The sequence below is a fragment of the Bradyrhizobium sp. 154 genome (assembly GCF_023073875.1).
GTDB lineage: Bacteria > Pseudomonadota > Alphaproteobacteria > Rhizobiales > Xanthobacteraceae > Bradyrhizobium.
Window position 1 is genome coordinate 141,146 of the sequence record NZ_JADPKG010000118.1, and the last position, 12,041, is coordinate 153,186.

General features: G+C 63.9%; 14 protein-coding genes. 7 read left to right on the forward strand and 7 right to left on the reverse strand.

Annotation, left to right across the window (positions count from 1 at the left end; genetic code table 11):
- Positions 1–86: 86 nt before the first annotated feature.
- The 5 genes from IVA92_RS32935 to IVA92_RS32955 form a co-directional block, all read right to left on the reverse strand.
- Positions 87–1,181: a serine/threonine protein kinase gene (locus IVA92_RS32935; protein ID WP_247276030.1), complete on the reverse strand. Its 1,095-nt coding sequence runs from the start codon at positions 1,179–1,181 to the stop codon at positions 87–89.
- Positions 1,182–1,188: 7 nt separating this feature from the next.
- On the reverse strand, positions 1,189–2,616 hold the full coding sequence (gene trmFO, locus IVA92_RS32940) for a methylenetetrahydrofolate--tRNA-(uracil(54)-C(5))-methyltransferase (FADH(2)-oxidizing) TrmFO (protein ID WP_247276031.1): 1,428 nt from the start codon (positions 2,614–2,616) through the stop codon (positions 1,189–1,191).
- Between the two features lie 126 nt (positions 2,617–2,742).
- Complete coding sequence (locus tag IVA92_RS32945) at positions 2,743–2,895, reverse strand: DUF1127 domain-containing protein (RefSeq protein WP_007590701.1); 153 nt, start codon at positions 2,893–2,895, stop codon at positions 2,743–2,745.
- 503 nt (positions 2,896–3,398) lie between these two features.
- Positions 3,399–4,223 (reverse strand): lytic murein transglycosylase, encoded by an 825-nt coding sequence (locus tag IVA92_RS32950; RefSeq protein ID WP_247276032.1) that lies wholly within the window; start codon positions 4,221–4,223, stop codon positions 3,399–3,401.
- A 129-nt stretch (positions 4,224–4,352) separates the two neighbouring features.
- The gene (locus IVA92_RS32955) at positions 4,353–5,261 is read right to left on the reverse strand and encodes a DUF2189 domain-containing protein (protein ID WP_247276033.1); all 909 of its coding nucleotides are present in this window, start codon (positions 5,259–5,261) and stop codon (positions 4,353–4,355) included.
- A gap of 332 nt (positions 5,262–5,593) precedes the next feature.
- On the opposite strand from IVA92_RS32955, the gene IVA92_RS32960 reads away from it, so the two are divergent.
- Positions 5,594–5,980: a DUF3597 domain-containing protein gene (locus IVA92_RS32960; RefSeq protein ID WP_247276034.1), complete on the forward strand. Its 387-nt coding sequence runs from the start codon at positions 5,594–5,596 to the stop codon at positions 5,978–5,980.
- Positions 5,981–6,034: 54 nt separating this feature from the next.
- Here IVA92_RS32960 and IVA92_RS32965 read toward each other — a convergent pair whose 3' ends face one another.
- Entirely contained in the window at positions 6,035–6,310 is a 276-nt protein-coding gene (locus tag IVA92_RS32965) for a GNAT family N-acetyltransferase (RefSeq protein ID WP_247276035.1), read from the reverse strand.
- Between the two features lie 319 nt (positions 6,311–6,629).
- Between IVA92_RS32965 and IVA92_RS32970 the strand changes: the two genes are divergently transcribed.
- The gene (locus IVA92_RS32970) at positions 6,630–7,025 is read left to right on the forward strand and encodes an SPW repeat protein (protein ID WP_247276036.1); all 396 of its coding nucleotides are present in this window, start codon (positions 6,630–6,632) and stop codon (positions 7,023–7,025) included.
- A 109-nt stretch (positions 7,026–7,134) separates the two neighbouring features.
- Here the strand turns inward: IVA92_RS32970 and IVA92_RS32975 are convergent, their stop codons facing one another.
- Positions 7,135–7,494 (reverse strand): hypothetical protein, encoded by a 360-nt coding sequence (locus IVA92_RS32975; RefSeq protein ID WP_247276037.1) that lies wholly within the window; start codon positions 7,492–7,494, stop codon positions 7,135–7,137.
- A 112-nt stretch (positions 7,495–7,606) separates the two neighbouring features.
- On the opposite strand from IVA92_RS32975, the gene IVA92_RS32980 reads away from it, so the two are divergent.
- The 5 genes from IVA92_RS32980 (at position 7,607) to IVA92_RS33000 (ending at position 11,567) form a co-directional block, all read left to right on the forward strand.
- Positions 7,607–7,831 carry a hypothetical protein gene (locus IVA92_RS32980; RefSeq protein ID WP_247276038.1) on the forward strand — a complete coding sequence of 75 codons (225 nt, stop codon included), beginning with the start codon at positions 7,607–7,609 and terminating at the stop codon, positions 7,829–7,831.
- 37 nt (positions 7,832–7,868) lie between these two features.
- Positions 7,869–8,084 carry a hypothetical protein gene (locus tag IVA92_RS32985; RefSeq protein WP_247276039.1) on the forward strand — a complete coding sequence of 72 codons (216 nt, stop codon included), beginning with the start codon at positions 7,869–7,871 and terminating at the stop codon, positions 8,082–8,084.
- Between the two features lie 105 nt (positions 8,085–8,189).
- The gene (locus tag IVA92_RS32990) at positions 8,190–9,797 is read left to right on the forward strand and encodes an acyl-CoA synthetase (protein ID WP_247276040.1); all 1,608 of its coding nucleotides are present in this window, start codon (positions 8,190–8,192) and stop codon (positions 9,795–9,797) included.
- A 9-nt stretch (positions 9,798–9,806) separates the two neighbouring features.
- Entirely contained in the window at positions 9,807–10,667 is an 861-nt protein-coding gene (locus IVA92_RS32995) for a DUF296 domain-containing protein (RefSeq protein WP_247276041.1), read from the forward strand.
- 102 nt (positions 10,668–10,769) lie between these two features.
- Positions 10,770–11,567 (forward strand): AAA family ATPase, encoded by a 798-nt coding sequence (locus tag IVA92_RS33000; protein WP_247276042.1) that lies wholly within the window; start codon positions 10,770–10,772, stop codon positions 11,565–11,567.
- Positions 11,568–12,041: the final 474 nt, after the last annotated feature.

Below are 12,041 nucleotides of genomic sequence, written 5' to 3' on the forward strand. Positions count from 1 at the left end.
CGCCAAGCACCCATGACCCCACCAAGTCTGCCTTTGCCCGACCGCTTCTCTCTTGCCAATGTGGACGCTTCAAGGCGCGCGGGACCTTAGCTCGTTGGCAGGTCCGCCTCGAAATTGAAGCGGTCGCGCAGGTTCTTACGCTGCTCCAGGATGTCCTTGAAGAAGGCACGGTCCTGGTCGTTCTTCATCATCGGCTCGATCAGGTCGAGCTGGTTCATGGCGACCAGTTGCAGGATCTCGGTGCGCGGCCTGCCGCTGCTGTCGCGGGGCAGGGCGTGTACGACCTGGATGTGTTCCGGCGGCTTGGGCCCCTTGGCGGCCGCAATCTCGTTGCGGAGCTCGCCTTCGAGCGCGGCCTGGTCGGCTTCGACGAAGGCATAGAGCCCGACGCCGGAGCGGCGGTCGGCGAAGGCGACGATAGCTGTGTCGCGCACGGCCGGGTTCTTGCAGATCAGCTCCGACAGCACCGGCGCGTCGTTGACGAGGCGGCGGCCACCACCCTCGCGGTCGGTGAAGTTGAATAGGCCGCGTGTGATGGCGCGATAGACCTTCTTGCCGGTGGCGAGCCACAGGCTCGCGGCGAATGACTTCTTCGCAAGGATCTTTCGCTCGCGCGGCGTCAGGGCCTCGGGCACGTAGGAGCGCTTGTGTTTGAGCAGGTGCCGGAGATCTTCATAGGCCAGGATGCGGTAGAGCCGGCCGCGCCGCGCAAAGCAGGCGGCGAGCTGGAAGTCGGTGACATAGGCGCGGCCGTCGCGACCGACCAGCCAGTTCTGCTCCTTGGCGAGATCGTTGTGGCAGATGCCGGCGCGGCGAAGCCGCCGCAGCGCGGCCTTGGCCGAGCGGAAATAGGCGAGGTCGCCATGCGGCTTGGCCAGATGCAGCGCGACGCCATCAACGAAGCCGCGCACCAGCGCGCGGCGTCCGGCCCATAGCAGCTCCGGACCGACGTTGAGGCCTTTGGCGAGCGCGAGCGCATGCTTCTCGCGCGCGAACAGGTGGCGTGCCAAGAGGAACGACCACCACGGCACCTCGTCGAGACGGCGCAGCACCGCGTCGACATCGCCGTTCTCGCTGCGGAAGCGGCCGCGCTCGACGGTCGAGAACACGTCGCGCTTGAGCAGCACGCCCTCGGTCCAGCGAGCCGACAGCTCCGCGGCGTCGTCTTGGGGGAGGCTCATCGAAAACTCACGCGGCGGCGGCAATGCGCAGGTGATCGGTGATCCAGCGATCGAGATCGGCGAGCGCGCGGGCGCTCAGCGTCTGCTTCTTGGCCACCGTCTTCTCGTTGCCGCGCAGCCGCGTGCCGTCTGGCTTTTTGGTCGGCACGGTCGCGAGCGGCGGGAACAGGCCGAAATTGATGTTCATCGGCTGGAACGAGCGCGTGCCGGGCTCGATGGTTTCGATATGGCCGCCGGTGATGTGGCCAAGCAGCGATCCCAGCGCCGTCGTGCTGGGCGGGCTCGCCAGCGTCTCGCCGCGCGCGTCGGCGGCCGCATAGAGGCCGGCGATCAGGCCGACGCTGGCGGATTCCACATAGCCCTCGCAGCCCGTCATCTGACCGGCAAAGCGCAGCCGCGGCTGCGCGCGCAGGCGCAACTGGCCGTCGAGCAGCTTTGGCGAATTGAGGAAGGTGTTGCGATGCAGGCCGCCGAGACGGGCGAATTCAGCCTTCTCCAGTCCCGGTATGGTGCGGAAGATGCGCTGCTGCTCGCCATATTTCAGCTTCGTCTGGAAGCCGACGATGTTGTAGAGCGTGCCGAGCTTGTTGTCCTGGCGCAGCTGCACGATCGCGTAAGGCTTCGTGGTCGGATCGTTCGGATTGGTAAGGCCGACCGGCTTCATCGGGCCGTGGCGCAGCGTCTCGGGACCGCGCTCCGCCATGACCTCGATCGGCAAGCAGCCGTCGAAATAGGGCGTGTTGGTCTCCCACTCCTTGAACTCGGTCTTCTCGCCGGCGATCAGCGCCGCGACGAAGCCGTCATACTGCTCTTTGGTCATCGGGCAGTTGATGTAATCGGCGCCGTTGCCGCCAGGACCGACCTTGTCGTAGCGCGACTGGAACCAGGCCACTGACATGTCGATGGATTCGCGGTGCACGATCGGCGCGATAGCGTCGAAGAAGGCGAGCGCATTCTCGTCGGTCAGCTCGCGGATGGCATCGGCCAGCGGCGCGGAGGTGAGGGGACCGGTCGCAACGATGACGTTGCTCCAGTCGGCTGGCGGCAGGCCTGCGACCTCGCCGCGGGCGATCTCAATGAGGGGATGGTCGTTCAGCGCCGCCGTGACCGCCGCCGAGAAGCCGTCGCGGTCCACGGCCAAGGCGCCGCCCGCGGGCACCTGGTTGGCATCGGCCGCGCGCATGATCAGCGAGTCGAGCCGGCGCATCTCCGCATGCAGCAGGCCAACTGCGTTATTGGCCGCATCGTCCGAGCGGAACGAATTGGAGCAGACAAGCTCGGCGAGCCCGTCGGTGCGGTGCGCCTCGGTCATGCGGGTCGGCCGCATTTCGTGCAGCACCACGGGCACGCCGGATTTGGCCACTTGCCAGGCGGCTTCGGAACCGGCAAGGCCGGCGCCGATCACGTGCACGATGTTCGATCGGGATCCTGTCATGGGGCGGACAGGTAGCGCTTTTCGGCGGCCAGTGGAATCGCCGAGATCGAGTTTTCTGCCATCAGAAACGATAACGCCCGCACGAAGCGGGCGCTATCGGTTCGTCCGGCGAACGGCTGAACGATATCAGCCCTGATACTGGCCGGCGGCAACGCGCGGGATGTCCGAGCGGTCGAGGCCGATGTCGGCCAGTTCGCGATCGCTGAGCTGGGACAGCTCGGCAACATTGCGCTGGTAGTCCCGGAATGCCTGGATCATGCGGATGAGCGAGAGCAGCATTGGTAGTCTCCTGTAGTTCGATTCAGCCCTTGCCCGGGCCTCGTCGTTGAAATGAATATAGGTGAGAGTAGTGCAGTGCGAAAGTTCCTATGTTGCGATGCAGCTAAGCGATGAATGCATAGCAATGGTAACCGACGATTAACCTGAGGGCGCTCCCGCTCAAATCATGATCATGAGGCGGATTCCGGTCCGGTAATGTCCGTCATCGCAGGGGTTAGTGTGAAATGCGCAGTTTAATGCATTGCGGAAATATGTTTCACCCAGCGATCTGTTAGGAGGTTTCCAGCGTCTACACCCAAGTTCAGTATGCGCTATTCGCATGCTTTTGGGGGATATAAGAATGAATAAATATTCACATTAGCCAGTTGCGCTACGATTCGTCGCGTGCGGAGAGGACTGGACCGGCTGGGGTGCATCCGAAAAAGGTGATGCACGCCGCCAGGGGCGCATCCCAGAGAAGGCCGGTCGCCGAGCGATTGGCCCTCCGCGCTCCATCGCGGGGCTTACGGAGCGCGCGCGAGCTGGGTGGCGAAATAAGCCACGGTCTTGGAATAGACCTCGCTCTTGTTCCACTGCTGGAGCACCGCGAAGTTCGGACTGCCCGGCTGCCAATCCTTGCCGCGCTGCCAGCCATAGCCGGCGAGATAATTGGCGGTGGAGGCGAGCACGTCAGGCACGTTGTGCAAGAGGTCGCGCTTGCCGTTCCCGTCGAAATCAACGGCGTACTTCATCCAGGACGACGGCATGAACTGGGTCTGGCCGAGCTCACCGGCCCAGGCGCCCTTCATGTCGGCGGGAGGGAGGTCGCCGCGCTCGACGATGCGCAGAGCATCCATCAGCTCGGCGCGAAACTGCTCGGAGCGCCGGCAATCATAGGCCAGCGTCGCCAGCGAGCGGATGGTGGCGAACTTGCCGGTGTTGACGCCGAAATCGGTCTCGAGGCCCCAGATCGCGACTAGCACCTCGCCTGGGACGCCGTAGGCCTGCTCGATGCGCGACAGCACCGAGCCGTATTGCTTCATCATATTGGAGCCGCGCTGCATGCGGGGCGGCACCATGCGGCCTGAAAACTCCTCAAAGGTCTGGCTGAAGAGTTTTTGCGAACGGTCGCGATTGAGGACGCCCTGATCGAGCGTCACGCCCGCGAGTCCCGATGCAATGGCCTGTTGCGAGATGCCCTTCGCCGCAGCATCGGTTTTGAAGTCCGCAAGCCAGGCGTCGAAATTGCCGGAGCCGCAGGCAACAGCGGCGAGCACTGGCTGGGCTGACAGGATAGACGCGGAGAGGGCGAGGGCTGCGAGAGCGAGACGAGAAATCGTCGTGGTCATCAGATGAAATGGATTCCGTGAAGTGATCCGACCGGCGCGCATAATCTCGGTTGCAACCGCGGCCAAAGCAAGGCGTGTGACGGCGCGCAATCCTGCCCGAGCCGGGCAGGATCGCACGTCACGATATCGTCAGGCGTCCGTCCTATTCCGCCAGGGGAAGAGGTTGGCGGGGAAATCGGCGGCGGGCTTGCGCGGACGATGCGGTGGAGGCGGCACGGGACGAGCGCCTGGATCGGACACGATCACCTTGCGGTAGAGGTGCCAGGTGGCATGGCCGAGCACCGGGATCACCACGGCGAGGCCGAGGAACGCCGGGATCGTTCCGAGCGCCAGCAACACCGATACGATTAAGCCCCAGGCTGCCATCGGCACCGGGTTCTTCGCAACGACGCGCAGCGAGGTGCTCATTGCCTCGAATGCTCCGGCATGGCGGTCGAGCATCAAGGGGAACGACACGGCACTGATGCAGAGCGCGGCGAGCGCGAACAGGAAGCCAGTGCCGTAGCCGACCACGATCAGCCACCAGCCCTGCCGCGTCGTCAGAACGCGCGTCAGGAAATCCGAGATACCGGTCACGCCCTCATAGCCGAATGCCGCAACGTAGATCGCCTGCGCGGTCGCGACCCAGGTCACGAACAGAGCGAGCAGCAACGTGCCGAGGCCGAGCATCGCACCGAACGACGGCGAGCGCAGCACCTCCATGGCATCCCAGGCGGTGGCCTCCTCATGGCGTTCGCGCCGGCTGGAGAGCTCGTAGAGACCGAGCGCCGCGAAGGGGCCGATCAATGCGAAACCCGCGGCCAGGGGAAACAGCAGCGGCAGCACCGAGTAGCCCATCACCACACGGGCGAGCACGAGGCCGAGCACCGGATAGATCACGCAGAGGATGATGGCGTGGCTCGGAATGGCCTTGAAATCCTCCCAGCCGCGCTTCAGCGCGTCGTGCAGGTCGGACAATTGGATGGTTCGGATCATCGGTCCAGCCGCTTCCGCGGTCCGGGCCGTGCCGGGGACATTGCCCTGGTAGAGTGTGGCCATGGTCGCTAGCTCCCTTGCCATACGGCCGATCTCGCGCCGGCAACGGCGCGCGCGGCCGCTTGCTTGAACGATCGCGATTCCGACCAGACGCGAATTCCGGATGGCATCGCGAGCTGAACGGTAAGCGTACTCCCAATTGCGAGTCCTGTCCCTCACGCGTGGGTGAAATTCGATGACGCAGTGCAAACCTCGCCGATGTCATTCGGCCGTCATTTCGCCGCAGATAAGCTGATGCTGCGTGCTGGTTCGCACAACTTCGCGGGCGCAACGCAGGAACATCGTTTATAAGTGCCACTCAAAGCCGTCCAACGGATCCTTTACGGGGAGCAGACATGAGCATTTTCGGGAAAATCATGAGCGCGATCTTCGGCAGCCATCCGGCTGCTGCCGCGCCCGCCGGCAGCGCGCCCGCAGGGGCCGCGCCGGGCACATCGGCGCCGGCTGCCACGCCCATGGCGGCCGTCGACGTCGCCGCGATCGTCGACAAGGCGGTGGCTGCGCACAAGGGCGAGAAGCTGGAATGGCGCACCTCCATCGTCGACCTGATGAAGGCGCTCGATATCGATTCCAGCCTCGCTGCGCGCAAGGATCTCGCCAAGGAGCTGGGCTACACCGGCGACATGAACGACTCCGCGAGCATGAACGTCTGGCTGCACAAGCAGGTGATGTCCAAGCTCGCCGCCAATGGCGGCAAGCTGCCGCCGGAGATCAAGCACTGACCGATCGCTCGGTCGTACCGCACGGGGCTCGCGATCTCGCGGGCCCTTTTAGGTTCAGGCGAGGAGATCCGCATCTTCCGGGTGCCTGTCGAGATAGTCGACCACGAAGCCGCAGCCAGCGATCACCTTCCTGCCGTCGCGGCGGATCAAGTCAAGCGCGCCCTTGACCAGCTCGGACCCAATACCGCGGCCACGGAGGGCGCGCGGCGTTTCGGTATGGGTGATGATCACGGCCGACGGCGTCAGCCGGTAATTGGCGAAGGCGATGTCGCCGCCGACATCGAGCTCGAAGCGGTTCTTGTCCTTGTTGTCGCGTACCGAAGCCGCCATGTGGGACCTTTCCATAGTGCAGATTGCGTCCCGATTTAGGAGGCTGACCCCGCCCTTGCCAAGGTGAGACCAAGGGAGATTGCGGCAGGGGAGATATCTGCAAACGCGCGTCCCTGCGGCCGCATTGCAGCATCGACGTCTCGCTCTGCGAGCATGATACAGCGGCCGCAAATAATCCTCGATATTGCTCTTGCAAGGTCCGCGGCGGTTCCCACGTCCTTTGGAGGACATACGCCCGAATGCGGCCGGCAGGGTCGCCAGACATTCGGAGTGTCGTGATTGCCAGCCGCAGACGTATGCCTCGTTGTAGGAGGGTACGATGTCGGACTTTGGTTTCTTCAATACTCATCGAACATGGGAAGACTGGTGCGGGATGCTGCTCGGCGCGGTGATCGTGGCTTCGCCGTGGTTTCCGATCCAGGATCAAGCGATCGCCGGACACCAGACGATGATCCTGAATACGGTCGCAATCGGTCTGGTCGTGTTTGGCCTCAGCCAGCTCGAATATGTCGCCTTGCAGCGCTGGCAAGAGGTGATGACGATCCTGGTCGGACTGTGGCTCATCGCCTCGCCTTACGTCATCGGCTATTCCGGTGAAGGCTTTCTCCGCATCTATCACACGAGCCTGGGTGCGGTGGTGGTGCTGCTCGGCATACTCCAGCTGTGGCAGGACTGGGATCTGAATGATCAGGACATGCTCAAGCACGGACAATAGCCCGTAGATATCGTCAGGCCCGCCGGTTACGGACGGCGGGCCTCTGCCCTCAGCTCGTGACGATATCTGACTAGTCCGAGCGCCTCTCGACCCATGAGGGCGGTTTGGTTCAATCCGTGGCTTTGGCGAGCCTGGAATCTTCGGGCTGCGGCTGCGAGCGGAGGCAACCTCGGCAGATGACCAGGGAGCGGTTGACCCTGGCGTCCTGCTCGGCGTCGCTGCCCTCCTGCGCCTGCCACCATTCCTTCGAATAGGGCTGAAGTCCGGCGTGCGATCGCTCGTGCTGGGATCGGACTGCGGTGCGCGTCGGTCCGGACGCTGCGTGCGGCCGGTTGGGATCCTCGCCGGCGCCATCCCAGGCATAGCGCGCGGGCTTGAAGGCGGGATCTGAGGCCAGACGCACTTGCGGGGCCGCGGCACATCCGGCAAGCGCCAGCGTGAGCAGGAGGAAGGCGGGCGCTTTGACCATAATGCGATACTCTTTACGCGAGACCTGAGCGAGGTTGCGCTGATCATGTTTAAAATTCCCTGAACGGCTGCGGCTGCGCCGGCGACAACGCGCATGCGTTTGATCCTCCTGCTTGCTGAGTTCGCCGCCGCCGCGCGCGCCGACGATGCAAAGCCGTTTCAATCCGTCCGATTATCCGCCGGGCGTGCAGAAGGCGCTGCGCTATGCCAATGCGGACTGCGACCGCCAGGACGGCGGCGCCGTAACCTTCGCGCCTGATACGGTGCGCAGGATCGACCTGACCGGTGACGGGCGAGACCACTACATCGTCGATTTCAGCGGGCACCAAATGCGGTGAGCGCGAGACCGTCTATTGCGGAACCGGCGACTGCACGATGAACATCCTGGCGGCGTTGCCGGGTGGGGACGTGCGTCTCGTCTTCGACGGCCGCGCCCACAGCTACGAGATCAAGCCGAAATCGATCAAGCCCGGCGCTTCGCGTGTCATCCGTTTCGATCTGCTTGGCAGCTATTGCGGCGGCTTTGGTGCGCAGACCTGCGTCAAGGAGAGAGCCATCACGACAAGGCCGTTTGCGTTCAGGGAGCCGTAGGGCAGGCGCGCGGCAGGCGGCCTTGCGGGGGCGCGTTCGATCGCGATAAATGGGCTGCAATGAGCGGGCAGATAACCTGCTGTCCGCACTCGAAGAGGAAGCCCGATGCAGCCCCTGCGCATGTCCCGCCGAGTCATGAATCTCGCTTACATGCTGACCCAGAATGCGCGGCGGCATGGATCGCGACCTGGCTTTGTCTGGGGTGACAAGTCCTGGACCTGGCGCGAGATCGATGCGCAGGTCTCGGCGCTGGCGGCGGCGCTCGCCGCGCGCGGTATTACGAAGGGCGACCGCATCCTCGTCCATTCCAAGAATGCCGACGAGATGTTCTTTTCGATGTTCGCCGCGTTCCGGCTCGGTGCAGTCTGGGTCCCCACCAATTTCCGCCTGATGCCGGATGAGGTCAGCTATCTCGCCCAGGCCTCCGGGGCGAAGGCGTTCTTGTGCCATGCCGATTTTCCCGAGCACGCAGCGGCGGTGAAGGGCGGCGCACTGGAATTCACCTGGAGCATCGACGGCAAGGCCGCATTCGGCGAGCGCTCGGTGGCTGACGCCATCGCCTCGCATACGGGCGCTGCCGTGGACAATGTCGCAGTCGAGCATGACGATCCCTGCTGGTTCTTCTTCACCTCCGGCACCACCGGGCGCTCCAAGGCGGCGGTGCTGACCCATGGCCAGATGGGCTTTGTCGTCACCAACCATCTGGCCGATCTGACACCCGGTGTGACGGAGGAGGATGCCTCGCTGGTGGTGGCGCCATTGTCGCACGGCGCCGGCGTGCATCAGTTGATGCAGACCGCACGCGGCGCGCGTACCGTGCTGCTGCCGACTGAGAAATTCGACATCAACGAGGCGTTTCGCCTCATCGAGGCGCAGCGCGTCAGCAATCTGTTCACGGTGCCGACCATCTTGAAGATGATGGTCGAGCACCCCGCGGCCGACAAATACGACCATTCCTCGCTTCGTCACGTGATCTATGCCGGCGCGCCGATGTATCGCGAGGACCAGAAAGCGGCGCTGAAGAAGCTCGGCAAGGTGATCGTGCAGTATTTTGGCCTTGGCGAGGTCACCGGCAACATTACCGTGCTGCCGGCCGCGTTGCACGATTCCGAGGACGGCCCGCATGCGAAGATCGGTACCTGTGGCTTCGAGCGCACCGGCATGCAGGTCTCGATCCAGGACGATGAGGGCCGCGAGCTGGGAGCCAACCAGAGCGGCGAGATCTGTGTGATCGGCCCCGCGGTGTTCGCCGGCTACCACGACAACCCCGAAGCCAATGCGAAAGCGTTCCGCAACGGCTGGTTCCGCACCGGCGATCTCGGTCACATGGACGAGGAGGGTTTTGTCTACATCACGGGACGGGCCTCCGACATGTACATCTCCGGCGGCTCCAACATCTATCCACGCGAGATCGAGGAGAAGATTTTGACGCATCCGGCCGTCGGCGAGGTCGCCGTGCTCGGCGTGCCCGATCCGACCTGGGGAGAGGTCGGCATTGCCGTCTGCGTCGCGCGCGAAGGCGAGAAGCCGGTGAGCGAAGCGGAGATGGCGGCATTTCTCTCGCCGATGGTGCCGCGCTACAAGATGCCGAAGCGGTTCTTCTTCTGGGAGGCGCTGCCGAAATCCGGCTACGGCAAGATTCCAAAACGCATGGTACGCGACGAGCTCGAGGCGCGAGGCCTGCTCGATCTCGACAAGACGAAGGCCAGCTGAGCGGGCGTCATGCGCAGCATCAAGCAGCCGGGCGCACCTCACGCAGAACGCATCCAATGGGTGGAGGCGAGGGGACGCGCCTTTGCCTTCACGCTTCAAGCCGGTCTGCCGCTGCTGGAAGCCGCGCGCCGTGGTTTTGCCGCGGAGGGTTTTGCCGGCGGCGTGCTCAATTTTGGTGCTGGCGCGCTTGGGCCGTTCGGCTATGTGATGCCGGCACTGTCGAAGACTGGCGACAATGCAGCGTTCTACAGCGATGCGTTTCGGCCCAAGGGCGTGACGCGCACGAAGCTCGGCAGCATGACGCTGGGTGTGCGGGAGGGTGCGCCGTTCTTTCATTGCCACGGGCTGTGGACGGAGGCCGATGGCCGCGCCAGCGGCGGCCACATGTTGCCCGACGAGACTGTTGTCGCCGAACCGTTCGCCGTCGAAGCCTTCGGTCTCGATGGTGCGATGTTCACGGCCGAGTCCGATCCAGAAACGAATTTCAAGCTGTTCGGGCCGGTTGCGGCTGAGAGCACCGGTGCGCAGGCCAAGAGCCGCGCCTTCGCCCTGCGGCTGCGGCCTAACCAGGATTTTGCCGGCTGCCTCGAAGCATTCTGTCGCGCGCACGGCATTGTGCGTGCGAAAATTCACGGTGGCGTCGGCTCGACCATCGGCGCGCGCTTCACCTATGGCGGCGTTACCGAGCCGTTTGCCACTGAGCTGGCGGTAACGTGCGGCGCGATCGAGGCCGGTTCGTCCGGCGCGCTCGAAGCCGCCCTCGATGTCGCCCTGATCGATTACACGGGCGGCCTCGCCGAGGGCCGCTTGGTCCGCGGCGACAATCCCGTGCTGATGACCATGGAGCTGGTGCTGGAGCCCATGGGCTAAAAGGCACGACCGTAGCTTGCGACTTTCCGCAGATGCCACTTCCATGCGGCTTGTGTTCCTGATATGTTCCTTGAAGATTTCGGCGGGGACGGGAGCGGGAGCATGAGCCGGACACGACGTCGACAGACCACACTGCGTGCGCCCTATCTCAGGCGTGTCTGGCTCGATCGCTCGCGGGTCGAGGACTGGGAGGCTTATCCGTTCTGCCTTCCCGCCTTCAGGGATGAGTTCGATCACAGCTTCGAGTCCGCGGTCACGATCATCGTCGGCGAGAACGGCGCCGGAAAATCGACCATTCTTGAGGGCATCGCGGGGTTGGCCGGCTTTGCCAGCACTGGCGGCCGCAAGGGTTTTCAGGAGATAGACGGCGGCGGCATCGAAATCACTGGCGAAGTGCTGTCGTCTGCTTTGCGGGCCGCGTGGGTCCCGAAGGTGACCGACGGCTGGTTCTTCCGTGCCGAGACGTTCTTTTCGATCGCGCGCTACATGGACCGCTCGGCCGTGAGCGCCGCGCAAGCCATGGAGGGCGTGTTTGGTGCAAGCGTTCAGGAGGCGCCGGACTATCTCTCCTTTTCCCATGGCGAGGGCTTTTTGGTCTTCTTCGAGGAGCGCTGCCAGAAGCAGGGCATCTACATCTTCGACGAGCCGGAATCGGCGCTGTCGCCGGCGCGGCAGATGGACTTCCTCAAGCTCCTGCATCGCATGGACCTCTCTGGCAATTGTCAGGTGATCATGGCGACCCACGCACCCTTGCTGATGGCCTATCCGAATGCGCAGCTGCTGCGGCTGGGTAAATACGGCCTGGAGCCGGTTACGGTGGAGCAGACCGATCATTACCGGGTGATGCGTGAATTTTGCGCCGACCCGCGCGGCTTCGTGGAGGCCACGCTGGCGGAATGATTGAGGGCAATCGTCACACTCACTCTCCCGGTCGTCATTGCGAGCGAAGCGAAGCAATCCAGAGTCTTTCCAGGGTGACAGTTTGGATTGCTTCGCTTCGCTCGCAATGACGCAGTGCGCGGTATGGGAGCAGCCTGCATCCACATTGGCCTTTTGGTTGCAAGCACAGGTTCACCTTCTCGCGGCACATCTGCCCGAGCCCCTGTTTGGATCATCACCCTCAAAACGGCCGAGGGCGCAGGGAAGGCCGGGAGCCGGTTGGCTCCGATGGACCGCCATGCCAAGAGCAGGTTGCGTGTGCTTCATGCATAGCGGACAACAGGGCAACCGGAGCATCCCGGCCTTCCCCGCGCGGATGGTTGGAACGGCTTATGTCGCGCTCTTGTGTCTGGGAAATCTGCCAGAATGTGCAAACGGGCGGTTCTCGCAAAACCGCCCGTTGCTGGATCTGAGCCCGGTCGCGCTCAAAGGCCG

Bases quoted from the DNA above. Each gene is read 5' to 3' on its own strand.
- IVA92_RS32965 (WP_247276035.1), bottom strand. From the start codon at position 6,310: ATGGCGGCTTCGGTACGCGACAACAAGGACAAGAACCGCTTCGAGCTC.
- IVA92_RS32970 (WP_247276036.1), top strand. From the start codon at position 6,630: ATGTCGGACTTTGGTTTCTTCAATACTCATCGAACATGGGAAGACTGG.
- trmFO (WP_247276031.1), bottom strand. From the start codon at position 2,616: ATGACAGGATCCCGATCGAACATCGTGCACGTGATCGGCGCCGGCCTT.
- IVA92_RS32950 (WP_247276032.1), bottom strand. From the start codon at position 4,223: ATGACCACGACGATTTCTCGTCTCGCTCTCGCAGCCCTCGCCCTCTCC.
- IVA92_RS32995 (WP_247276041.1), top strand. From the start codon at position 9,807: ATGCGCAGCATCAAGCAGCCGGGCGCACCTCACGCAGAACGCATCCAA.
- IVA92_RS32960 (WP_247276034.1), top strand. From the start codon at position 5,594: ATGAGCATTTTCGGGAAAATCATGAGCGCGATCTTCGGCAGCCATCCG.
- IVA92_RS33000 (WP_247276042.1), top strand. From the start codon at position 10,770: ATGAGCCGGACACGACGTCGACAGACCACACTGCGTGCGCCCTATCTC.
- IVA92_RS32955 (WP_247276033.1), bottom strand. From the start codon at position 5,261: ATGGCCACACTCTACCAGGGCAATGTCCCCGGCACGGCCCGGACCGCG.
- IVA92_RS32985 (WP_247276039.1), top strand. From the start codon at position 7,869: ATGAACATCCTGGCGGCGTTGCCGGGTGGGGACGTGCGTCTCGTCTTC.
- IVA92_RS32990 (WP_247276040.1), top strand. From the start codon at position 8,190: ATGCAGCCCCTGCGCATGTCCCGCCGAGTCATGAATCTCGCTTACATG.
- IVA92_RS32935 (WP_247276030.1), bottom strand. From the start codon at position 1,181: ATGAGCCTCCCCCAAGACGACGCCGCGGAGCTGTCGGCTCGCTGGACC.
- IVA92_RS32975 (WP_247276037.1), bottom strand. From the start codon at position 7,494: ATGGTCAAAGCGCCCGCCTTCCTCCTGCTCACGCTGGCGCTTGCCGGA.
- IVA92_RS32945 (WP_007590701.1), bottom strand. From the start codon at position 2,895: ATGCTGCTCTCGCTCATCCGCATGATCCAGGCATTCCGGGACTACCAG.